Genomic DNA, 24,186 nt, shown 5'->3' with positions numbered 1-24,186 from the left:
GACGGCTCCTCACAGCGGTGGGTCAGGGACGACGCTCACGCTAGGAAGGGCGGCCAGGGGCGGCATGACCAAATCTGGGGACCTGGTGCCCGCAGCGGGAGGATTACCAAATTTGGGCATGTGGCCCCCGCCCGGCGAGCCGACGATTCGGGACAGGCCGCAGTCCTGCGGCCATCTCCTCCGTGGATGGGTGAGCCCGTGTCCCAGCACCTCCTCCGGCGTCGGGCGACGCCGGCCCCCGCGCCCCGCACCTCCTCGACCCGGCGCCGCACGTCCGCCGGTCGGTTGCTGGCGGCCGTCGTCACGGCCCTCGTGACGATGCTCCCCGTCCTGGCCGTGACCGCCCTGAGCGCGGCGCCCGCCCAGGCGGCCCCCGGCGTGGTCGGGTTCGTCGCCGCCGACAGCACCGCCGGCAACCGGACGGCCCACACCGTCCGCGTCCCCGCCGCCGTGCAGGCCGGCGACGCGCTGGTCATGGTGCTGACCACCAGCTCGACCACCGACACGCTCACCGACACGGTGCCGGGGTGGACGCTCCTGGAGTCGCGCAACGGCAACGGGATCCGCGGCCGGGCCTGGACCCGCACCGCGACCGCCGCCGACGCGGGCGCGAACGTGACCGTCACGTCCAGCGCGTTCGTGAAGTCGGTCATCAGCGTGGCCGCCTACCGCAGCACGGGTGCAGCGGCCGTCGTCGAGAGCACGATCGGCGGCAGCGACACCGGCGGCACGAGCCACACCACCCCGAGCGCGCCGGTCACCGGCGCCGGGTCGTGGCTGGTGAGCGTCTGGTCGGAGAAGTCCTCCTCGACGCTGGCCTGGACCGTCCCCACCGGCACGACGACGCGCACCACCGCGGCTGGCACCGGCTCGGGCAAGATCAGCGCGGTCCTCGGTGACTCCGCCGGACCGGTCGCGGTCGGCTCGCCCACCACGCGCACCGCCACCACCGACGTGTCGGCCTCGCGCACCGCGCTCTTCTCGCTGGTGGTCGGCCCCGGCGAGGTCGACGAGCCCGTCAACACCGCTCCGACCGCCGCCTTCACCTCCACCTGCGACCAGCTCACCTGCACCTTCAACGCGTCCGGCTCCGCCGACGCCGACGGCGACGACCTGACCTACGCCTGGACCTTCGGCGACGGCCAGACCGGCACGGGCGCCACCCCGTCCCACACGTACGCCGCCGACGGCACGCGCACGGTGACGCTGACCGTCAGCGACGGCACCGCCACCGGCACCGTGTCCCAGCCGGTGACCGCGTCCGCGGCCGTCGCCCAGGGCCAGGTCAGCTTCGTCGCGGCGGCCAGCACCAACGGCTCGCGCACCAACCACCGCGTGGTCGTGCCGAACGCCGTGCAGCCCGGCGACGTGCTCGTCGCGTTCCTCACCACCAACGACAGCGTCGCCACCATCGCGTCCCCGGCCGGCTGGACCCAGCTGCAGGCCCGGGACGGCAGCGGCATCCGCGCCCGCACCTGGACGAAGGTGGCCACCGCGGCCGACGCCGGGGCCGACCTGGTCCCGACGACCAGCGCGACCGTGAAGGGCGTCGTCGGCGTGGCGGCGTACCGCAGCACCGGCGGCGGCGACGTCACCGCCTCGGCCATCGGCGGCAGCAACACCACCGCCACCAGCCACACCACGCCCGCCGTCGCGGTCGCCCGCCCGAACTCCTGGCTGGTGAGCATCTGGAGCGAGAAGTCCTCCACCACCGCCACCTGGACACTGCCGGCCGGCGCCACCCAGCGCACCACCAACGCGGCGACCGGCACCGGCCGCGTCAGCGCGGTCCTCGCCGACTCCGGCGCAGCGGTCCCGGTCGGGACGGCCGCCGGCCGGACGGCCACCACGAGCGTCGGCGTCTCGCGCTCCGCGCTGTCCTCGATCGTGATCGGCCCGGAGCAGGAGGCGCCCAACCAGGCCCCGACCGCGTCGTTCACCTCGAGCTGTGACGCCCTCACCTGCACCTTCGACGCCAGCGCCAGCAGCGACCCCGACGGGGACGAGCTCACCTACGCCTGGACCTTCGGCGACGGGGCCACCGGCACCGGCCGCACCGCCCAGCACGCCTACACCGGTCCCGGCTCGCGCACCGTGCGCCTGGTCGTCAACGACGGCACCACCACCGACGACGCCGAGGGCACGGTCGACCCGCAGCCCGAGGTCGTCCAGGGCGACATCTCGTTCGTCGCCGCCGCCAGCTCGCAGGGCGCCCGGACCAACCACAGCGTCCGCATCCCGACCTCCGTGCAGGCCGGGGACGTGCTGGTCCTCTTCCTCACCACCAACGACACCGTCCCGACGGTGACCGCACCGGCCGGGTGGACCCAGCTGGGCGCGCGGGACGGCAACGGCATCCGCGGCCGCACCTGGACCAAGGTGGCGACCGCCGCCGACGCCGGGGCGAACGTCATCCCCACCACGAGCGCGACGGTCAAGGCCGTCGTGGGTGTGGCGGCGTACCGCGGCGACGACCTCTCGGTGGCCGGCTCCGCGATCGGCGGCAGCAACACCACCGGCACCAGCCACACCACGCCGTCCGTGGCGGTCCCCGCCGCGAACTCCTGGCTGGTGAGCATCTGGACCGAGAAGTCCTCGACCACCGCCACCTGGACCCTCCCCGGGACGGTCACCCAGCGCACCACCAACGCCGCCACCGGCACCGGGCGGATCAGCGCGGTGCTCGGCGACTCCGCCGGGCCTGTCGCGGTCGGGACCGCCGCGGGCCGCACCGCCACCACGAGCGTCGGGGTGTCCCGCACGATCCTCGCCTCGGTCGTCCTCAGCCCCGGCCAGGCGCCGGACAACCAGGTCCCCACCGCGGCGTTCACCTCCAGCTGCGACGCGCTGGTGTGCAGCTTCAACGCCGCCGGCTCGACCGACGCCGACGGTGACCCGCTGACCTACAGCTGGGCGTTCGGCGACGGGCAGACCGGCACCGGGCAGGCGGTCCAGCACACCTACGCCGCCGCGGGCAGCCGCACCGTCACCCTCACCGTCAGCGACGGCGAGGACACCGACACCGAGTCCGCGACCGTCGCGCCGACGGCGACCGTCGTCCAGGGCGACATCACGTTCGTGGGCTCGGCCAGCACCGCCGGCAACCGCCCCTCCCACACCGTCCGGATCCCCGCGACCGTCAAGCCGCTGGACCGGCTGGTGCTCTTCCTGACCACCAACTCCACGACCGTCGCGCTGCCGACCACCATCCCGGGCTGGACCCTGCTCCAGTCGCGGGACGGCACCGAGATCCGGGGCCGGGTCTGGACCCGCAGCGCGACGCCCGCGGACGTCGGCACCGACGTCTCGGTCACGACCGCCTCGTGGGTGAAGTCGACGATGTCCGTGGCGGCGTACCGCAGCACCGGTCCCGCGGTGGTCTCGGCCTCGGCGATCGGCGGCAGCAACACCACCGGCACGAGCCACACGACGCCCAGCGTCCCCGTCGCCCACGCGAAGTCCTGGCTGGTCAACGTCTGGAGCGAGAAGTCCTCGACCGACGGGGTCACCTGGACCCTGCCGACGGGCACGACCCAGCGGGCCGCCTCGACGGCTACCGGCTCGGGCAAGGTCAGCTCGGTGCTCGGCGACACCGCCGGCGCCGACCTGCCGGTCGGCACCGCGTCCGGGCGCACCGCGACGACGAGCTCGGCAGGTCGTTCGATGCTCTTCTCGGTGGTCATCGACCCCGGCACCGACGCGACCGGCACCAACGAGGCGCCGACCGCGACGTTCTTCGCCGGCTGCTCGGGCCTGACCTGCGAGTTCGACGCCAGCAACTCCTTCGACCCCGACGAGGACCAGCTCACCTACACGTGGGACTTCGGCGACGGCACGACCGGTGACGGCGTCGACCCGGCGCACACCTACGCGACCAACGGCTCCCGGCTGGTCCGGCTGACCGTGAGCGACGGCACCCTGTCGGACGAGGCGACCCAGACCGTCCAGACCTCCCCAGTCGGTCCCGCCCCGGGCCACACCCGGATCGTCCCGGACACCCCGCGGACCAACATGCCCTACATCGGCACCGGCGAGATCTGGGACATCGAGTTCGTCGGCAACCGCGCGTACGTCGCCGGCACCTTCACCTCGATCGCCAACCGCGCCTCGGGAAACAACACGACCTACCAGCAGAGCCAGCTCGCCGCGTTCGACGCCAACACCGGCCTGGTCGACCCGAACTTCCGCCCGGTGTTCACCAACGGCGGCGTGGAGGCGGTCGAGGCCTCGCCCGACGGCACCAAGCTCTTCATCGGTGGCAGCTTCGGCACGGTCAACGGCGTCCGCCGCGCGGCGATCGCCCGGATCAACCCCACGACCGGCGCCCCGATCGACGCCTTCGTGGCCAACGGCAACGGCAAGGTCCAGGAGCTGGCGGTCACCAACACCACGGTGTACGCCGGCGGCCGGTTCACCCTCATCAACAACGTGCCGCGCAGCGCGCTCGTCGCGCTCGACGCCACCACGGGCGAGGTCCGGTCGGACTTCGTCAACAACCTCTCCGGCGGCATCGGCACCAACGGCGACCTGACCGTCCAGCGGCTCAAGCTGACCCGTGACGAGGGCCGGCTGCTGGTCGTCCACACCGGGCGCCAGGTCAACGGCCAGGACCGCTACGGCGTCGCGATCATCAACACCCGCACCAACCAGCTCACCCCGTGGCGCAGCCGGCTGTGGGAGGACAACCTGCAGTACGTCGGCGGCATCCAGCGCATCTACGGCGGCGACATGTCGCCCGACGGCACGTGGTTCGCGGTGAGCAGCGGCTCGGGCGGCGACCGCCCGCCGATCAACGACACGATCATCGCCTACCCGATCGAGGGTGGCGACAACGTGCAGCCGATGTGGATCTCCCGTGCCTTCGACAGCGTCTACTCGGTCGCCATCTCCGAGCAGGCCGTCTACATCGGCGGGCACTTCGCCTGGAACGAGTCGCCGACCTCCCCGCAGCCGTGGCCCGGCCTCGACGACCAGGGCTACGGCACCGGCCAGGGCCTCTCCGGCTACGGCCTCGGCGACGCCGTCGTCAAGCGCGAGCACCTCGGTGCGCTCAACCCGGTCGACGGCACCTCGCTGGAGTGGAACCCGCTGTCGAACTCCTTCGAGGGCAACAAGCACATCGAGCTGACCCCGCGCGGCCTGTGGACCGGTGGTGACGCCACCACCCAGGGCGAGTACAACGTCGGCCGGCTGGCGTTCTTCGACTTCCAGTCCGTGCCCAACGGCAACGGGGTGGAGACGACGATCGTCGACCCGATCGAGGGCCGGATCAAGCCGGTCGCGGAGTCGTTCACCGTCAGCGGCACCGCCTCGGCGGCCAACGGCGTGCGCAGCGTGCAGGTCGAGATCATGGACCGGCAGTCGCGCCGCTACCTCAACGACGACCTGACGACCTGGGGCAGCACGACCAGCAACACGATCGACGCGACCCTGGCCAATCCCGGCACCCCCTCGACCGCGTGGACGCTGCCGCTGACGGTCGCCAACAACCGCGAGCTGACGATCACCGCCCGGGCGGTCTCGAGCAGCGGTGGGCAGGACCCCTCGAAGGCCACGAAGAAGTTCGAGACCTTCGGCACCGCCGACCAGGCTCCCAACACGACGGTCAGCGGCCCCTCGGGCAGCCTCATCAACACGCGGACCTTCACGATCACCGGCAGCGCGACCGACGACGTCGGGGTGAACTCGTTGACCCTGGCGATCAAGGACTCCCAGAACCGCTACCTGCAGGCCAACGGGACCGCCTCGACGACCTACAACGCTTTCCGGGTCACTCCGGACGTGGTGGGCGGCCTGTCGACCACCTGGTCCTACGAGGTCACGCTCCCGCACGAGGACACCTGGATGGTGCAGGTCCGCGCGACCGACACCGCCGGGCAGGGCGACCTCGACACCGCCGACCGGTCCTGGCTGGTGGCGGAGAACGCCGTCGCGCCGACGGTGACGATCAGCCAGCCGGTGTCGATGACGCCGCCGACCGCGGTCGGCACCGTGCAGGTGACCCCGGGCCAGCCGCTGACCTTCAGCGGGACCGCCACCGACGACGAGAACCTCGCGTTCGTCGAGATCACGCTGCGCAACTCCACGACGCGCGAGAGCCTCGCGGCCGACGGCACGTGGGGCGTGGACTCGATCGCGGGCCAGTACCGCATCTCGCCGGTCAACATCGCGGGCTCGACGTACACGTGGAGCTACACGACCCCGTTCACGCTCAAGCCGGGCTCCTACTCCTTCTCGGTCTCCGCGCAGGACGACCTGGGCCTCAGCACGTCGAGCTCGATGCAGGGCCGGCTCAACCTGGCCGCCCAGATCGCGGGCGACGCGCCGCCGAACGGACTGCTCACCACGACCGGCACGATCACGGGTGGGCAGTCGCTCCAGCTCGACCTGACCGGTACGGCGACGGACGACCTCGGGGTCGCGGAGGTGCGGATCGCCCTGGAGGACCAGGACACCAACCGGTACCTCCAGCCCAACGGCTCGATGGGCGCGGCGTTCGCGACGCGCAACGCCGTGCTGGCCACCCCGGGCGGGACGAGCACGACGTTCTCCCTCCCCGTGACGCTGCCGACCCAGGGCGACTGGGCGGTCACGGCCTTCGCCTACGACACGGCCGGCCAGCAGGACACCTCCACGTCGGGCGCGACGGCGCGCTACCGGATCTACCCCGGTGACCAGCCGCCGACCCTGACGGAGAACCTGTTCGCCCCCGTCGAGGGCGCGACCTTCCCCGACGGCAAGATCTTCATCAGCGGCCGCGCCGAGGACGACCAGGCGATGCAGCGGGTGGAGGTCGCGGTCGTCAACGCGGCCGGGCAGTACATGAGCAGCTCGGGCACCTTCACCAGCACGAACCAGAGCTGGCGCGCGGCGTTCCTCAACAGCCCGGGCACGCCGGGGTCGAACTTCTCCTACACGACCCCGGTCATCCCGGCCGGCGCCTACACGGTCCGTGCCCGCGCGATCGACCAGCACGACTTCGTCACGGCGGTGCCCACCGAGCGGCACGTGACGGTCACCGTCCCCGACGGCAACCTGCCGCCGGTGCCGAGCTTCACCGTCGCCTGCAACCAGAACGTCTGCACCTTCGACGCCCGGAGCTCGACCGACGAGAACCCGACGGCGCTGACCTACTCGTGGAACTTCGGCAACGGCAGCGGCTCGGGAGCGGTGGTGACGCGGACCTACACCGCGGCCAACACCTACACCGTGACGCTGACCGCCCGCGACGAGTGGGGCACCACCGCCACGACGACGCAGACCGTCACGATCACGGAGCCGACGACGAACCAGCCGCCGACCCCCGTGCTCAACACGCCGGCCTGCACCAACCTGTCCTGCAACTTCTCCGCCAGCGGGTCGAGCGACCCCAACACGGGGGACACGCTGGCCTACCGCTGGAACTGGGGTGACGGCACCGCGGACTCCACGTCGTCGAGCGCGACCCACGCGTTCGCAGCGGCGGGGACCTACACGGTGACCCTCACCGTGACCGACGGCTGGGGCAAGGCGACCAGCGTGACCCGCGTGGTCACGGTCGCAGCGGCAGCCGCCCTGGTCGCACCGGCGGCGAGGACGGCGGCGCCGTGACTGCGGTGAGCTAGCGCCAGGACGCGCCCGACGGACACGCCCCCGGCCCCTAGGGTCGGGGGCGTGACCCGTCCTGCTGCTGACCCTGCTGTTGATCTCGCTGCCGCGTCCCACGTGTTCCGCCAGGTCGACGTCTTCTCCACCGAGCCGCTGCTGGGCAACCCGGTCGCGGTGGTGCACGACGCCGATGACCTGACCGACGAGCAGATGGCGGCCTTCGCGCGGTGGACGAACCTGTCGGAGACGACGTTCCTGCTCGCGCCCACCGACCCGGCCGCGGACTACCGGCTGCGCATCTTCACCCCCGGCGGCGAGCTGCCGTTCGCCGGCCACCCCACGCTCGGCAGCGCCCACGCCTGGCTCGAGGCCGGTGGTGTGCCCGCGCGGGAGGGGATCGTCCAGGAGTGCGGCGCCGGCCTGGTGTCCCTGCGCCGCGGTGACGTGCTCTCCTTCGAGGGGCCGCCGCTGGTCCGCTCCGGCCCGGTCGACGACGCCGACGTGGACGCCGTGGCGGCCGCGCTGCGGGTGCGCCGCTCGGACCTGGTCGACGCGGCCTGGATCGACAATGGCCCCGGCTGGGTCGGCGTGCTGCTGCGCGACGCCGCCGCCGTGCTGGCGCTGGAGCCCGACTTCGCGGCGTTCGGGGACCTGAAGATCGGCGTGGTGGGGGAGCACCCTGCCGGCTCGGCCGTCGGCTCGGCTGCTGGTGCGGCGGTGGAGGTGCGCGCGTTCTGCCCGCAGTACGGCGTCCCGGAGGACCCGGTCACCGGCAGCCTCAACGCCGGGATCGGCCAGTGGCTCGCGGGCAGCCGCCTCCCGGCGGCGTACGTCGCGGCGCAGGGGACCGCGGTCGGCCGGCGGGGCCGCGTCCACGTCTCCCGCGACGGTGAGGCGGTGCACGTCGGCGGCGCCACCCGCACCACGATCGTCGGCACGCTGGACCTCTGACCGGAGCCTGCGCCGAGCAACTAGGCTCGCCCTCGTGCAGCAGTACCTCGACCTCCTCCGGCGCGTGCTCGACGACGGCGTGGAGAAGAGTGACCGCACCGGGACCGGCACGCTCAGCGTCTTCGGCCACCAGATGCGCTTCGACCTGCAGGCGGGCTTCCCGCTCGTGACGACGAAGAAGGTGCACACCCGCTCGGTCTTCGGCGAGCTGCTCTGGTTCCTGCGCGGCGACACCAACGTGCGCTGGTTGCAGGAGCGCGGCATCTCGATCTGGGACGAGTGGGCCGACGAGCAGGGTGAGCTCGGGCCCGTCTACGGCCACCAGTGGCGCTCGTGGCCCACACCGGACGGCCGCACCGTCGACCAGCTCGCGCAGGTGGTCGAGCAGATCCGGCGCGACCCGGACTCGCGCCGCCACATCGTCTCGGCGTGGAACGTCGCGGACATCCCCGACATGGCGTTGGCGCCGTGCCACACGATGTTCCAGTTCTACGTCGCCCCCCAGGCCGACGGCCCGGGCCGGCTCTCCTGCCAGCTCTACCAGCGCTCGGGCGACGTCTTCCTCGGCGTGCCGTTCAACATCGCCTCCTACGCGCTGCTGACCCACATGGTCGCCCAGGTGACGGGGCTGGAGGTCGGCGACTTCGTGCACACGCTCGGCGACGCGCACCTCTACCTCAACCACCTCGACCAGGCCCGCCTGCAGCTGACCCGAGAGCCGCGCCCGCTGCCGCGCCTGGTGCTCGACCCGACGGTCACTGCGATCGACGCCTTCGAGCTCGAGCACATCGAGGTCGCCGGCTACGACCCGCACCCGGGGATCAAGGCGCCGATCGCCGTATGAGCACCGGCGGTCGGCCGTGACCCCCGGCGGCAAGCGCGTCGTCCTCGTCGCCGCGGTCGCCGACAACGGCGTCATCGGCGCGGCCGGCGGCATCCCGTGGCACCTGCCCGCGGACTTCGCGCACTTCAAGCGCACGACGCTCGGCCACACGCTGCTCATGGGCCGCGCGACGTACGACTCGATCGGCCGGCCGCTCCCGGGCCGCACCACCGTGGTCCTGACCCGCGACCCCGACTGGGCGGTCGACGGGGTCCTCGTCGCGCACGACCTCGACGCCGCGATGGCGCTGGCCGACGGTCTCGACGGCGACCTGATGGTGGCCGGGGGAGCGCAGGTGTACGCCGCGGCGCTGCCGCACGCCGACGAGCAGGTGATCTCCGAGGTGCACCTCTCGCCCGACGGCGACACCCGCTACCCGGCGTTCGACCGCGCCGACTGGGAGGAGACCTCCCGCGAGCGCGGCGAGGAGTTCGACGTCGTCCGGCTGCGCCGCCTCGGCGGCTGACCCGGCTCCGGGCGTCAACGATCGTTCAATTGCGGGGTTGTGGACGGGTGGAAGCGCTGCCACCGCGACATTCCGGCGCAATTGAACGATCGTCGACCAGCCCCGGACAGGCGCCTGCGAGGCTCAGCGCGCGGAGCGGTAGACCTCCACGTCGGCGGCGTAGTGCTCCTCGAGCCGCGCCCGGGTGCGGGCGGAGACGTCGAGCGGGCGCGGCGGTGAGGCGTTGGCGCGGGCGGGTGCAGGCACGTCGACGCCGAGCCGCTCGGCCATCCAGGACGCGGCGTCCTCGAGGTGCTCGTAGCGGTAGATCCGCTCGACGATGACGGTGCCGTCGACGTCGGAGACGAAGTTCGCCGAGCTGCCGAGGTTCAGCTCGCCGGCGAGCACCTGCTCGGCGAACTCCTCGAACGCCATCCCGCCGGTGTAGCGCGGCTTGCCCTCGAAGCCCGGCCGCGCGCGGTAGCGCCACCACGAGGCGACCCAGTCGACCGGCTCGCGCACCAGGCACACCAGCTCGTAGCTCTCCCGGGGGAAGCCGTAGGCCTCCAGGGTGGGTGCGACGCGCTGCTCGAAGGTCCGCGCGCGCATGTGCTTCATCGTCGGCGGCTTGCGCACGACCAGCTGGGCGTGGGCGTCGAAGCGCCGCTGGATCGCCGTCGAGCCGGTCTTCGTCATCGAGAGGAACACGAAGCCGGCGTGCGCCATGGCGAGCATGGTGCGGACCATATCCGCCGGGCTGGCAGGCTGTGCCGCATGGAGCTGCGCATCTTCACCGAACCCCAGCAGGGCGCGACGTACGACGACCTGCTCGCCGTCGCCCGGACCGCCGAGGAGCTCGGCTTCGGCGCGTTCTTCCGGTCCGACCACTACCTCGGCATGGGCACCGAGGGGCTCCCCGGCCCGAGCGACGCGTGGATCACCCTCGCCGGCCTGGCCCGCGACACCAGCACGATCCGGCTCGGCACGATGATGACGAGCGCGACCTTCCGCCACCCCGGCCCGCTCGCGATCAGCGTCGCGAACGTCGACCAGATGAGCGGCGGCCGGGTCGAGCTCGGCATCGGTGCCGGCTGGTTCGAGGCCGAGCACACCAGGTACGGCATCCCGTTCCCCTCCACCCGCGAGCGCTTCGACCGGTTCGAGGAGCAGCTCGAGGTGATCACCGGCCTGTGGGCCACCGAGGGCGGGTACGACTTCGCCGGCGAGCACTACCAGGTCGCCGACAGCCCCGGCCTGCCGAAGCCGGTGCAGAACGACGGTCGGCGCGGTGGCCCGCCGGTGCTCATCGGCGGCCTCGGCAAGAAGCGCACGCCCGAGCTCGCGGCCCGCTTCGCCGACGAGTTCAACCTGCCCTTCGTCGACGAGGCGACCACCGAGGCTCAGTTCGGCCGGGTCCGGGCGGCCTGCGAGGCCGTCGACCGCGACCCGGCGACCATGACCTGGTCCAACGCGCTGGTGCTCTGCGTCGGCGAGGACGAGGCCGAGGTCGAGCGCCGCGCCGCCGCGATCGGGCGTGACAAGGACGAGCTGCGGGAGAACGGCCTGGCCGGCACGCCGCAGGAGGTCGTCGACAAGATCGGGCGGTACGCCGCGCTGGGCGCGGAGCGCGTCTACCTCCAGGTCCTCGACCTCGCCGACCTCGACCACCTGCGACTCGTGGCGCGCGACGTCGCGCCGCACGTCGGGCGATAACCTGGCCCCATGACCGCCTCGGCCTCCCCGACCCCTGCCGCGCCCTTCGGCCGCGTGCTCACCGCGATGGCCACGGCCATCGCCGCGGACGGGTCGGTGGACCTCGAGGCGACCCAGCGCGTCGCCCGGCACCTGGTCGAGCACGGCCACGACGGCCTCGTCGTGTCCGGGACGACCGGTGAGTCGCCCACCACCACGACCGACGAGGACGGCGAGATCCTCGTCGCCGTCCGCGACGCGGTCGGCCCCGACGTGACGCTGGTCGCCGGCGTCGGCACCAACGACACCCGCACCTCGCTCCTGCTGGCCGAGCAGGCCCGCAAGAACGGCGCCGACGGCGTGCTGCTGGTCTCGCCGTACTACAACAAGCCCGGGCAGCGCGGCATCCTCGAGCACTTCCGGCAGGTCACCGGCGCCGCCGAGCTGCCGGTGATGCTCTACGACGTGCCGGGCCGGACCGGGTCGACGATCGCGCTGGAGACCTACGAGCAGGCGATCGCCTGGGACGAGGTCGTCGCGGTCAAGGACGCCGTGGGCGACTTCGCACGCGGCGTACGCCTCCGGGAGCTGGGGTACGCCGTCTACTCCGGCGACGACGAGGCCAACCTCGGCTGGCTCGCCCACGGCGCGGCCGGCTTCGTCAGCGTCGTCGGCCACGTCGCCGGCGACCAGCTGCGGGCGATGGCCGAGAGCTACTGGGCCGGCGACCACGCCGCCGCCCTCGAGACGTACACGCGGATGCTCCCCGCGATCGACGCCGTCATGGGCGTCGCCAACTACGGAGCGACCACCGCCAAGGCAGCGCTCCAGCTCCTCGGCGTCCTCGACAACCGGCGGGTCCGGTCTCCCCTCGTGGAGCTGGACGACGACGAGGTGGCCGCGCTGCGGACCGGCCTCGAGGCCGGCGGCCTGCTGACGTGAAGGAGCGCCCCGCTTGAGCCACCCGCACCCCGAGCTGACCGCCCCGCCCGCCCTCGCGGAGGGTGGTCTGCGGGTCATCCCGCTCGGCGGCCTCGGCGAGGTCGGTCGCAACATGACCGTCTTCGAGCACGAGGGCCGCCTGCTGGTCGTCGACTGCGGCGTGCTGTTCCCCGAGGACCACCACCCCGGCGTCGACCTGATCCTCCCGGACTTCGGGCCGATCCGGGACCGGCTCGACCAGGTCGAGGCGCTGGTGCTCACCCACGGCCACGAGGACCACATCGGCGCGACGCCGTACCTCCTGCGCGAGCGCGGCGACATCCCGCTCGTCGGGTCCGAGCTGACCCTGGCGCTGCTCGACTCCAAGCTGCGCGAGCACCGGCTGCGCGAGACCGTGCACCACAAGGTCAAGGAGGGCGACCGCCTGACGTTCGGCCCCTTCGAGCTGGAGTTCGTCGCGGTCAACCACTCCATCCCCGACGCGCTCGCGGTCGCGATCCGCACGAGCGCCGGCATGGTGCTGCACACCGGCGACTTCAAGATGGACCAGCTGCCGCTCGACGGCCGGATCACCGACCTGCGGGCGTTCGCGCGGCTGGGGGAGGAGGGCGTCGACCTCTTCCTCACCGACTCCACCAACGCCGAGACGCCCGGCTTCACGCCCGCGGAGAAGTCGATCACCCCGGTCATCGACCAGGTCTTCCGCGAGTCCTCGCAGCGGATCATCGTCGCCTGCTTCGCCTCCCACGTGCACCGCGTCCAGCAGGTCCTCGACGCCGCGCACGCCCACGAGCGGCAGGTGGCGTACGTCGGCCGCTCGATGGTCCGCAACATGGCCATCGCGCGCGACCTCGGCTACCTCAAGGTCCCACCCGGCACGCTGGTCGACGCCAAGGACCTCGCCGACCTGCCGCCGCAGCACCAGGTGCTGATCTCCACCGGGTCCCAGGGCGAGCCGATGTCGGCGCTGAGCCGGATCGCCCAGCGCAACCACCACTTCGTGCACATCGAGGAGGGCGACACCGTCCTGCTCGCCTCCAGCCTGATCCCCGGCAACGAGAACGCCGTCTACCGCGTCATCAACGGCCTGGCCCGCTGGGGCGCCCGCGTCGTGCACAAGGGCAACGCGCTCGTCCACGTCTCCGGCCACGCGAGCGCCGGCGAGCTGCTCTACTGCTACAACATCGTCAAGCCGCGCAACGTGCTGCCGGTCCACGGCGAGATGCGGCACATGCTCGCCAACCGCGACCTGGCCCTGGCCACCGGCGTCGAGAACGTCGTCGTCGCCGAGGACGGTGTCGTGGTCGACCTCGTCGACGGGATCGCCTCGATCACCGGCAAGGTCGACTGCGGCTACGTCTTCGTCGACGGCTCCTCGGTCGGCGACATCACCGAGTCCGACCTCAAGGACCGTCGGATCCTCGGCGAGGAGGGCTTCATCTCGATCATCGTCGTCGTCGACTCCGTCAGCGGGAAGGTCTCCGGCGGGCCGGAGATCCACGCCCGCGGCAATGCGCTCGAGGGCGAGTCGCTCGACGAGATCCGCCAGCCGATCATCGACGCCCTCGACCGGGCCATCGCCGAGGGCAACACCGACTCCTACCAGCTCCAGCAGACCGTGCGCCGCGTGGTCGGCCGCTGGGTCTCCGGCACCCACCGCCGTCGCCCGATGATCATCCCGGTGGTCATCGAGGCCTGAGCCGGCCCGCGCAGGACCTGCCCAGGACCGTCGCGGAACCCCCGCGCTCGGCCACCGCTCGTGGCTGCGGACGGCGAGAGGCCCCGCCCGGAGGGATCCGGGCGGGGCCTCGTGCGTGGTGCGGTGGTGCGGGTGCTGACCTGGGTCAGCGGACGTCGGCGACCTCGCGGCGCGCCTGTCCACCCTTCTTCTTCTGCTTGCAGACGACGACCTTGACGTCGTCGACGTACCAGCCGTCGATGCCGCCGCAGCCGTCACGACCCAGCTCGAAGCGGATCTTGATCTTGTCGCCCTTCTTGGCGCCGGCCTTGCCGAGGTCGACGACCGAGGTGCCCCACGAGCCGTTGACGACGCCGCCGTCGGTGCCGGAGAACGCCTGCTCGCCGGCGAGCGGGTTGGTGTTCTCCTCGGCCTCGGTGGCCAGCGAGGTGTTGGGCTTGTTGAAGACGTAGGCCTTGGCCGGGACGACCTTCCACTTGGCGCCGTTGACCTTGATCTTCACGTTGCCGCCGTCGTAGCCGGCCTCGGTCGCCATGTAGTGGCGGAACTGCAGGCGGCGCTTGAGCCCCGCCCGGAGCTTGACGGCCGGGCTGGTGATGGCGTTGGCGCTGGACTTGTCACCCTCGCCCTCGGTGCACTGGCCGACGTCGCCGGAGGGGTCGTAGGCGACCTTGTTGCCCTTGCGGCCGGGGGCCGTGGAGGTGGCGCGCCAGTTGATGCCGGAGCCGCCCTTGAAGACGACCCGCTCGGACTTCTTCCACTTCTTCAGGCCCTTGCTGAAGTCGTCGCCCCAGATGACCTTCGAGCTGGTGCCCTTGCCGCAGGTGCCGGGGGCGCCCTTGGCCAGCAGCGGCTTGAAGTTGCACTGGGCCGGCGGGGTGGCCAGCTCGGTGGCCTGGGCCGCGGCGTCGACCGCGGCGCAGTCGGTGGTGGTCACCGGCTCGGCCGCCTCGGGCGTGCCGTCCGTGGCGACGCTGACCTTGCTGATCGGCTGGCCGACCAGCTCGGTGCAGGAGGCCGCCAGGCCGTCGGCGAGGTCGGCGAAGTCCGACGTCGGGCCGAGCTTGGTCGTCTGGGTGCGCCAGAAGACCGCCGCGGCCTTGTCGAGCCCGATGCCGGGCACCTCGACGTCGTTGGACGTGCCGCCGTCGACGAGGAGCGCGTAGGTGTGGTTGACCACGCCGGAGTTGCTGTGCACGCCGCCGGAGTCGTCGGTCGAGCACTTGTACTCGGCGTCGGTCACCTTGCCCGGGTCGCCGTAGCAGGTCGGGTTCCACATGTCGCGGATCGCGCCGCCGAAGGCTGCGTCGCCCTCGCCGCTGAGCCAGCGGTAGGACTCGAACCGCTCGCCGCCGGCGTCGACGATCTCGACCTCGACGGTCTCGCCGGTGGCGAGCTCCTTGCGGATGGCCTCGCGGTCGGTCAGCCCGATCGAGACGGTCGGCGGGAGGGTCCGGTCGGCGTCGGAGAAGCTGACCGGTGCGTCCTCGCGGTTGCCGATGATGACGCCGATGGCGCCGGCCGACTTCGCGTTCTGAGCCTTCTCGACGAAGGTGCACAGGCCGCGGTCGACCAGCACGATCTTGCCGGCCGCAGCGGCCACGTCGTTATACGTCGAGCAGCCGTCGGTGGCCGTGCCGCCGTCCTCGACCGCGTCGGTCGGGGCGACGACCTGGCCGGTGACGGGCTCGTCGAGCTCGCCGAGCGTGCCGCCGGTGACGCACTCCTTGGCGATGGCCTCGGGAGCGGTGATCGTCAGCACCGGGATGGCGCCGCTGAAGGCCGAGCAGAGACCGTCGGCGCGCTTCGGCGCCGGGGTCTGGTTGCCGCGGTCGTTGATGATGTCGACGGTCTCGCCCCAGATGTCGGAGAATGCCTCGTTCATCGCGCCCGGCTGCCACTGGTAGATCAGGCCGGAGGTGTACTCGGTGTAGGCGTGGCCCCACTCGTGCGCGACCGTGTCGTCGGAGGTGACGTCGGTGCAGTAGTTGGTGGTCTGGCCGTTCCAGTTGGCGTTCGGGCAGCTGATCCGGGGATCGTTGTTGACCGTCTTCATGACGGCGCCCTTGCCGTCGTAGGAGTCGCGGCCGAAGGTGTTCTTGAAGAACCAGTACGCCTCGCCGGTGCCCTCGACCAGGCTCTGCTGATCGGCGTCGAGCTCGCCGGGGAACGTGTCGCCGGTCTTCCAGATCGGGTCCTTAAGCCCACCGACGGAGTCGTCGGACTCGTCGTCGGGGGTGCCGTTGTCGTCGGTGAACGCCTCGAAGAGCTCCTGGTGCGGTCCTCCGTGGTTGCCGTGGACCAGCGAGTAGCGGTTGAGCAGCTTGCCGGTCGTGGCGTCGACGAAGACCTTGTCGCGGATGCTGCGGGTGCCGTTGGCGACCTCGACGACGTAGGCCAGGACGGTCTCGCCCGCGACGCCGCGGATGGCGCCGGTGCGGTAGACGGTCAGGTCGTTGGCGACCGCGCGGAGACCACGCAGGTCGGCGCGGCCGTCGCCGGTCTGGTCGACCTTGACGGTGGCGACCGCCCGGCGGGCGGCGTCGGCCTTGCCGATGCGCGGCGTCGTGCCGAGACGGAGGTCGGGAGCCACGTAGCCGGTGACCGCGGTCAGGTCGCCGTCCTTGTCGACGGTGGCCTTGAGCTGGGCGCCGAAGACGGGGAGCCCCTCGTAGCGCTGGGTGTAGGTGACGGTCCAGCCGAGCGGGTCGGCGGCGACGCCGGCCTCCTGGAGCTGGCCGGCCGGGGCGCCGAACGCGACGGCGTACCGGTCGAGGTAGGCGGCGGCCTTGGCGGCGGCGCCGCGGGCCGAGGTGGCCTGGACGGTCGGCAGCAGGTCGCCGTTGCGGGCGGCCCGGGCGAACCCGACCTTGCCGGTGGCCGGCTCGGTGGCGAGCCGGACCGCGCCCTGGGCCTCGCCCTTGAGGCGCTGCACCAGGGACTCGCCGGCCAGCGGGGCGGTCTGCTCCGCCGCGGTGGCCAGCTGGCTGGGCACGGCGGCGAGGCCGGCTCCCAGCAGAACGAGGCCGAGCCCCGTCGTCATGAACTTCACGTGATGACCCTCCGAGATGTGGGTGAACGCCGGCGTCGTGGTTCCCCGCCGACCCCGTGACCCTAAGGACGCCTGCTCGGCCAGGTCCATAGCCACAGGAAAAATCGTCGTGGGGAAACAGGTGTGCCGGAAGCCGTCGAGGCACGCGGAGAAGGCGTCCACGACACGCAATCTGTGGTCCCTGTGACTGGAGTGACGGGGAAGTAGGTTGACGACCATGGCGACCCGTACGTCTTCCCCGCCGGGGTCGCGGAGCAAGAGCACGTCCACGTCCAGGTCCCGCGGCAGCACCTCCGGCCGCGGGACGAGCACCAGTCGTGGGACCTCGAGCGCCCGATCCCGGAGTACGCCCACCCGACGACCAGCCGCGAGCGCGAGCAAGAAGCGCCCTGCGGCCCGCAAGCCCGCCCGCGGCACGGCCCGCCCGGCTCCCCGGGCGGTGCGCAGCGGCACCGGACCGGTCGCCCGCGCCTTCCAGGCGCTGGCCCGCGGCGTGGTCGCGGTCTGGCTCGGCATCGCCCACGGCGTCGGCGCGGTCGCTCGTGGCATCGGCCACGGCGCCCGTGACATCGACCCCGCCCACCGGCGTGACGGCGTCGGCCTCCTGCTCCTCGGCGTCTCGCTGGTCGTCGCGGCCGCGGTGTGGTTCCAGGTGCCGGGCGGCGTCATGGACCTCACCCGCACCGCTGTCTCCGGCACCGTCGGCAAGGTCGGCTGGTTCGTCCCGATGGCCGTGGCGTACGCCGGCGTCCGCACGATGCGCGACCCGGTCCGCAACGGGCCGGCCGGTCGCCAGGTCGTCGGCTGGACCGCGCTGGCCTTCGGCGTGCTCGGCATCGTCCACATCGCCAACGGCAACCCGCAGCCGGTCGCCGGCGACGCCGGCGACCTGCAGGGCGCCGGGGGAGCGGTCGGCTTCGTGGTCTCCTCGCTGCTGCTCGACCTGCTGCGCACGGCGTACGTCGTGGTGCCGCTGCTCCTGCTGGTCGCCCTCTTCGGCGTCCTGGTCATCACCTCCACCCCGGTCTACCTCGTGCCGGAGCGGCTCGCGGACCTCCGCGACCGGCTCCTGGGTCGCCACCTCGACGAGCAGGCCGACGGGGGCCGTCCGCGCCGCAGCAGCGACCTCGACGACGAGATCGACCCCGAGATGGGCGACCCGGCGTACGACACCCCGGTCCTGGAGGACCGCGAGGTCAAGAAGCGCCGCGGCCGCAAGGCGCTCGTCCCCGACGAGACCGACGCCGCCGGCGAGGTCTTCGACCCGTACGCCGACGAGGCGGCCGCGCCCGACGCGGGCCTCGACCTCGACCCCGACGCGACCGTGCTCACCGAGGCGGTCACCGACCGGGCGACCACCGGGGACATCGAGCCCCCGCCGCACACGCCGCTGCCGGACCGTGCCGAGCAGCTCGCCATCTCCGGCGACGTCGTCTACTCGCTGCCGGGCAACGACGTGCTCAAGCCCGGCTCGGTGCACAAGGCCCGCTCCAAGGCCAGCGACGCGGTCGTCGACCGGCTCACCCAGGTGATGGAGGAGTTCGCGATCGACGCCCAGGTCACGGGCTACACCCGCGGCCCCACGGTCACCCGCTACGAGGTCGAGCTCGGCCCCGCGGTCAAGGTCGAGAAGGTCACGGCGCTGTCGAAGAACATCGCCTACGCCGTCGCCTCGGCCGACGTGCGCATCCTCAGCCCGATCCCGGGCAAGTCCGCGATCGGCATCGAGATCCCCAACGTCGACAAGGAGATCGTCTCCCTCGGCGACGTGCTCCGCTCCGGCGCCGCCCGCGGCGACCACCACCCGATGGTGGCCGGGCTCGGCAAGGACGTCGAGGGCGGCTTCGTCGTCGCCAACCTCGCGAAGATGCCGCACCTGCTGGTCGCCGGCGCCACCGGCTCCGGCAAGTCGAGCTTCATCAACTCGATGATCACCTCGATCCTCATGCGGTCCACGCCCGACGAGGTCCGGATGATCATGGTCGACCCCAAGCGGGTCGAGCTGAACGCCTACGAGGGCGTCCCGCACCTGATCACCCCGATCATCACCAACCCCAAGAAGGCCGCCGAGGCGCTGGCCTGGGTCGTGCGCGAGATGGACATGCGCTACGACGACCTGGCCAACTTCGGGTTCCGCCACATCGACGACTTCAACAAGGCCGTCCGGGCGGGCAAGGTCGAGGTGCCGCCGGGCAGCGAGCGCGAGCTGACGCCGTACCCCTACCTCCTGGTCATCGTCGACGAGCTCGCCGACCTGATGATGGTCGCCCCGCGCGACGTGGAGGACGCGGTCGTCCGGATCACCCAGCTGGCCCGTGCGGCCGGCATCCACCTGGTGCTCGCCACGCAGCGCCCCTCGGTCGACGTGGTCACCGGCCTGATCAAGGCCAACGTGCCCTCGCGGCTGGCGTTCGCCACCTCCTCGCTCGCCGACAGCCGGGTCATCCTGGACCAGCCGGGCGCGGAGAAGCTGGTCGGCCAGGGTGACGGCCTGTTCCTGCCGATGGGCGCCTCCAAACCGGTCCGTGTGCAGGGCTCGTGGGTGACCGAGGCCGAGATCGCGCTGGTGGTCAAGCACTGCAAGGCACAGCTGGAGCCCACGTACCGCGAGGACGTCACCGCGCCGGCCGCGGCCAAGCGCGAGCTCGACGACGACATCGGCGACGACATGGACCTCGTGGTCCAGGCCGTCGAGCTGGTCGTCTCCACGCAGTTCGGGTCCACCTCGATGCTGCAGCGCAAGCTCCGGGTCGGGTTCGCCAAGGCGGGCCGGCTCATGGACATCCTCGAGAGCCGTGGGGTGGTGGGTCCGAGCGAGGGCTCCAAGGCCCGTGACGTGCTCGTGAAGCCCGACGAGATCGACGGCGTCATCGCGACCCTGCAGGGGGAGATGTGAACGGATCGGCCCTGAACCACCCGGCACCGCTGGACCACGAGGACCCGGGCTCCGCGCCCGAGGACCACGAGGCGTACGACGACGGCCCGGCGACCGCGCCCGAGGAGGCCCTGGTCGTGCGGCGCAACGCCGCGCTGTCCGCGGTCGTCGGCGGTCTCGCCTCGGCGGTCGCCATCGCCTACCTCGCCCGGGCGACCGGCTCGGGTGCCTGGCTCGACTGGGTGCTCTTCGTCGTCATGGGCGGCCTCGCGGCCGTCCACCTGCTCGGGCTGCTCGACTCGCGCGCCCCGCTGCTGGTGGCCGACCGCCACGGCGTGCGGACCCGCGAGGGGCGCGCGTGGCACGGCATGACCTGGGAGTCGCTGCTCTCCGTCGAGCACCTGCCGCGTCGCGGCCTGCTGCGCGACGGTCGGATCGACGTCGTCACCACCGGCCCCGGCGGTGAGGAGCAGGTGCTGTCGGTGCCGCTCTCGATGTCGACCCGCGTCACCAGCGACGAGGCCGACCTGACCTCCGCGCTGCTCGTCCTCACCGACGGCCGCACCGAGGTCGTCGAGCTCGACCCCACGCTGCCCGTGGACGAGGACCCGGTGCTCGAGGCGTTCGAGGAGCCGCTGGTCGCCGACGAGGTGGTCGCCGACGAGGTGGCCGACGACGAGCCGGCCGCGGAGCAGCCCGGCCCGCGCGTGCCTGACCCGCGCCCGACGATCGCCCGCGGCATCAGCGCGATCGCGGCCCGGCTGGCCCGCCGCGGCGACGGTGGCGAGCGGGTCGGCCTGCCGACCGAGCCGGTGCCGGTGGCGCCGTACGCGCTCGACGACCCGGCCGAGCCCGGCCCGACCGCCAGCCCCACGCCCAGCCCGCTGCGGCTGCCGGTGACGGCGGTGCGCGCCGAGACCGTCCGCGACGGCCTGGCCGCCGACGCGGTGCAGGGCGCCAACGCGCTCGACCTGGGCGACGGCGCGGCCTCGGCGTCGCGCGCCCTGCCGGAGGCCCGCGAGCTGCGCCGCCCCGGCAGCGTCGACCTGGTCGAGGACACCCAGATCTGGGGCGCCCGCAGCGACGCGCCGCGGACGCCCGTGGTCATCGACGGGTTCTCCATCGAGGCGCCCGCCCAGCCGGCCGTCGACCCGGTCGTCGGGCCGCAGCTGGCCGCCGCCCGCGAGCGGATCGGCCTGAGCGTCGACCAGCTCGCCGACCGCACCCGCATCCGCCCGCACGTCATCGAGTCGATCGAGGTCGACGACTTCGCGCCGTGCGGCGGCGACTTCTACGCCCGCGGCCACCTGCGCACGCTTGCCCGGGTGCTCGGCATCGACGTGGCGCCGCTGCTGGCGTCGTACGACGAGCGGTACGCCGACGCCCCCATCGACCCCCGTCGCGTCTTCGAGGCCGAGCTGGCCACCGGTGCCGGGGGCTCGATCCGCGGCACCCGCGGCGGCCCGAACTGGTCGGTGCTCGTCGCCGCCGTCATGGCGCTCGTGCTCGCCTGGTCGGTCGCGCGGCTGGTGATGGAGAGCCCGGTCGACCTCAACGGCGACGCGCTCGTGCTCAACGGCTCGCACGGCATCGACAACGGCGGCACCAAGGTCGGCAAGCCGGTCGCGGTGCTGCTGACCGCCGCCGGCGGCGGCACCAACGTGGTCGTGCGGGACGGGTCGAACGAGATCGTGTTCTCCGGCGACCTCGCCTTCGGCGAGTCCAAGGAGCTCAAGGTCGCCCCGCCGGTGCGGGTGCAGTCCTCCGACGGTTCCCTCGAGGTCGGCGTCGCCGGCAACGAGGCGGAGGCGGTCGGCGAGACCGGCCAGCCCGCCACCGGCACCTTCATCGCCCCGGCCGACCAGTAGCCGACCAGCACCTCACCAGCACCACACCAGCACCACACCAGCACCACACGCAGCGCAGCGGCACGCAGGCGGCGCCGGGGACCACCCCGGCGCCGTCCTGCGTCTCCGGCCCCGGTTGTCCACAGGCGCCGGCCCGTCGAGGGGGTAGTCCGTGACGTTCGGCAGGTCATCTCGACGGATCCGCCTGCGGAACGTCACGGACTACCCCGCCAGCGCACCGCAGACCTGCGAAACGTCACGGACTACCCAGCAGGACCGACGACCCCAGCCGGAACCCGCCGGACCACGTGGAGCCGGGCGGTCAGGGGTAAGGGTGGGACGACCCACCCCCACCCGGACGGGACCACCCATGGAAGTCCTCCACGCCGCCATCGCCATCGTGGCCGCGATCGTGCTCATCATCCGGTTCAAGGTCGACCCGGTCATCTCGTTGCTGGTCGCCTGCATCTACCTCGGGCTCGCCACCCAGCAGGGCGCGCAGGGCACGGTCGACGCGATCACGGGCGGCTTCGGCGAGATCATGGCCGAGGTCGGCCTGCTCATCGGGTTCGGCGTGCTCATCGGGGCGCTGCTGCACTCGATGGGGACCTTCCGCGACCTGGTGGAGCTGCTGGCGCGCAGGGTGGGCAAGCGGCTGCCGTACGCCATGGCGGCGGCGATGTCGACGATCTTCCCCTCGATCTACGTCGACGTGCAGGTGGTGCTGGCGGCGCCGATGGCCCAGGAGTCGGCGCCCGCGGTCGACCGGAGGCACGGGCTGCCGTGGCTGGCGGGTGCGATGGGCATCGGCATCTTCTCCGGCTACGTGTTCGTGGTGCCGGGGCTGGCCGCGGTCTCGGTGGCGGGCCTGATGGACGTCCCGCTGGGGACGTACCTGCTCTACGGCCTGCCGATCGGGCTGCTCACCGCGCTGATCACGACGTTCCTCTTCCGCGTGCTGCTGGGTCGCGGGCTGTGGAAGGAGGACAGCGACCTCGACGCCGACGCCGCGCTGCACCAGGAGGGGGCCGACGCGGAGGTCGAGGCGGTGCCCGGAGCCGAGCGCGCCGCCCGGCTGCCGCTGGTGGTCCGGCTGCTGCCGATCCTGCTGCCCCTCGTGCTCATCGCGACCGGCGCCATCCTCGACGTCGCCGGCACCACCAACCCGGTGCTGACCTTCCTCGGCGACGCCAACATCGCGCTCTTCCTCGGCCTGCTCGTCGCGGTCGCGATGATCCGCCCGTCGATCGGTGGCGACGGCGTGGGGAAGGTGCTGACCGCCGGCTTCCACACCACCGGCGAGATCCTGCTCGTCACCGGCGTCGGCGGCTCGCTGGGTGCGGTGATCGGCGGCAGCGGGCTCGAGAGCACGCTCGCCGACCTGTTCTCCGCCGACGAGGGCGCCCCGGTCGTGCTGAGCATCCTGCTGGCCTGGTGCATCGCGGCGGTCCTGCACTTCGCTATCGGGTCGGTCTCGGTCGCCGCGATCACCGCCGCGGGGATCATCGCCCCGGTGGTCGGCTCCCTCGGCGTCGACCCGGTGGTCATCGCGCTGGCGATCGCCTCGGGCGCGATGTTCGCGCTGCACGTGAACAGCAACTTCTTCTGGATGTTCACCACGCTGCTCGACCTCTCCACCAAGGGCAGCCTGAAGACCCTCACGCTCGCCACGTCGCTCGGCGCCGTCGTCTCGCTGCCGCTGGTGCTGGTCGCCAGCCTGGTCGCGGCCGCGACCTGAGGTCGACCGCATCGGGGGCGGTCGGCGCTACCGTCGGACCATGACGTCCGTGCGCGAGGTCCAGGTCACCTTCGACTCCGCCGAGCCGGAGCGGCTGGCCCGCTTCTGGTGCGAGGTGCTGGGGTACGTCGTCCCGCCGCCGCCCCCCGGCTTCGGGTCGTGGGAGGAGGTCGACGCCTCGCTGCCGCCCGAGCAGCAGGGGTCGGCGTACGCCTGCGTCGACCCGACCGGGCAGGGGCCGCGGCTGTTCTTCCAGCGGGTCCCCGAGGGCAAGACGGTCAAGAACCGCGTGCACCTCGACGTCCGCGCCGGCTCCGGCCTCGTCGGCGACGAGCGGCTCGCCGCCCTCGAGGCCGAGCAGCGCCGGCTCGAGGCGCTCGGCGCGACCCACGTCCGCACGATGCCCGCCGACGGGTTCGACGAGTCGTGCATCGTCATGCAGGACGTCGAGGGCAACGAGTTCTGCCTGGACTGA

General features: G+C 72.6%; 13 protein-coding genes. 11 read left to right on the top strand and 2 right to left on the bottom strand.

Annotated features, from left to right (window positions below; all coding sequences use genetic code 11):
* The first annotated feature begins 186 nt into the window (after positions 1-186).
* The 4 genes from QWY29_RS10110 to QWY29_RS10095 all read left to right on the top strand — a co-directional run bounded on the left by QWY29_RS10110 (position 187) and on the right by QWY29_RS10095 (position 9,887).
* On the top strand, positions 187-7,590 hold the full coding sequence (locus QWY29_RS10110; RefSeq protein ID WP_300960602.1) for a PKD domain-containing protein: 7,404 nt from the start codon (positions 187-189) through the stop codon (positions 7,588-7,590).
* A 63-nt stretch (positions 7,591-7,653) separates the two neighbouring features.
* Positions 7,654-8,538 carry a PhzF family phenazine biosynthesis protein gene (locus QWY29_RS10105; protein ID WP_300960601.1) on the top strand — a complete coding sequence of 295 codons (885 nt, stop codon included), beginning with the start codon at positions 7,654-7,656 and terminating at the stop codon, positions 8,536-8,538.
* A 34-nt stretch (positions 8,539-8,572) separates the two neighbouring features.
* Positions 8,573-9,382 carry a thymidylate synthase gene (locus QWY29_RS10100; protein WP_300960600.1) on the top strand — a complete coding sequence of 270 codons (810 nt, stop codon included), beginning with the start codon at positions 8,573-8,575 and terminating at the stop codon, positions 9,380-9,382.
* 16 nt (positions 9,383-9,398) lie between these two features.
* On the top strand, positions 9,399-9,887 hold the full coding sequence (locus QWY29_RS10095) for a dihydrofolate reductase (RefSeq protein ID WP_300960599.1): 489 nt from the start codon (positions 9,399-9,401) through the stop codon (positions 9,885-9,887).
* Positions 9,888-10,010: 123 nt separating this feature from the next.
* Here the strand turns inward: QWY29_RS10095 and QWY29_RS10090 are convergent, their stop codons facing one another.
* On the bottom strand, positions 10,011-10,601 hold the full coding sequence (locus QWY29_RS10090) for a hypothetical protein (protein ID WP_300960598.1): 591 nt from the start codon (positions 10,599-10,601) through the stop codon (positions 10,011-10,013).
* A 39-nt stretch (positions 10,602-10,640) separates the two neighbouring features.
* Between QWY29_RS10090 and QWY29_RS10085 the strand changes: the two genes are divergently transcribed.
* Genes QWY29_RS10085 through QWY29_RS10075 form a run of 3 tightly spaced genes read left to right on the top strand, consistent with a single transcriptional unit; the run spans position 10,641 to position 14,199 of the window.
* A complete protein-coding gene (locus tag QWY29_RS10085; RefSeq protein ID WP_300960597.1) occupies positions 10,641-11,579 on the top strand; it encodes an LLM class F420-dependent oxidoreductase in 939 nt (312 codons plus the stop codon).
* A 9-nt stretch (positions 11,580-11,588) separates the two neighbouring features.
* Positions 11,589-12,500, top strand: coding sequence for a 4-hydroxy-tetrahydrodipicolinate synthase (gene dapA / locus QWY29_RS10080; protein ID WP_300960596.1), 912 nt, complete (start codon positions 11,589-11,591; stop codon positions 12,498-12,500).
* Between the two features lie 13 nt (positions 12,501-12,513).
* A complete protein-coding gene (locus tag QWY29_RS10075; RefSeq protein WP_300960595.1) occupies positions 12,514-14,199 on the top strand; it encodes a ribonuclease J in 1,686 nt (561 codons plus the stop codon).
* A gap of 145 nt (positions 14,200-14,344) precedes the next feature.
* On the opposite strand, the gene QWY29_RS10070 is transcribed toward QWY29_RS10075, so the two are convergent.
* The gene (locus tag QWY29_RS10070) at positions 14,345-17,242 is read right to left on the bottom strand and encodes a M4 family metallopeptidase (RefSeq protein WP_300960782.1); all 2,898 of its coding nucleotides are present in this window, start codon (positions 17,240-17,242) and stop codon (positions 14,345-14,347) included.
* Positions 17,243-17,468: 226 nt separating this feature from the next.
* Between QWY29_RS10070 and QWY29_RS10065 the strand changes: the two genes are divergently transcribed.
* The 4 genes from QWY29_RS10065 to QWY29_RS10050 all read left to right on the top strand — a co-directional run bounded on the left by QWY29_RS10065 (position 17,469) and on the right by QWY29_RS10050 (position 24,186).
* On the top strand, positions 17,469-20,147 hold the full coding sequence (locus QWY29_RS10065) for a DNA translocase FtsK (protein WP_300960594.1): 2,679 nt from the start codon (positions 17,469-17,471) through the stop codon (positions 20,145-20,147).
* Positions 20,144-21,994, top strand: a complete 1,851-nt coding sequence (locus tag QWY29_RS10060; protein WP_300960593.1) for a helix-turn-helix domain-containing protein — start codon at positions 20,144-20,146, stop codon at positions 21,992-21,994. The genes QWY29_RS10065 and QWY29_RS10060 overlap by 4 nt, the downstream gene beginning before the upstream one ends.
* A gap of 349 nt (positions 21,995-22,343) precedes the next feature.
* Complete coding sequence (locus tag QWY29_RS10055) at positions 22,344-23,711, top strand: GntP family permease (protein WP_300960592.1); 1,368 nt, start codon at positions 22,344-22,346, stop codon at positions 23,709-23,711.
* Between the two features lie 40 nt (positions 23,712-23,751).
* A complete protein-coding gene (locus QWY29_RS10050; protein WP_300960591.1) occupies positions 23,752-24,186 on the top strand; it encodes a VOC family protein in 435 nt (144 codons plus the stop codon).

Origin of the sequence: Nocardioides abyssi (genome assembly GCF_030412915.1) — a bacterium.
Lineage (GTDB): Bacteria > Actinomycetota > Actinomycetes > Propionibacteriales > Nocardioidaceae > Nocardioides > Nocardioides abyssi.
Note: the sequence above shows the minus strand (reverse complement) of the source record. Positions and strands in the feature narration are given on the sequence as shown.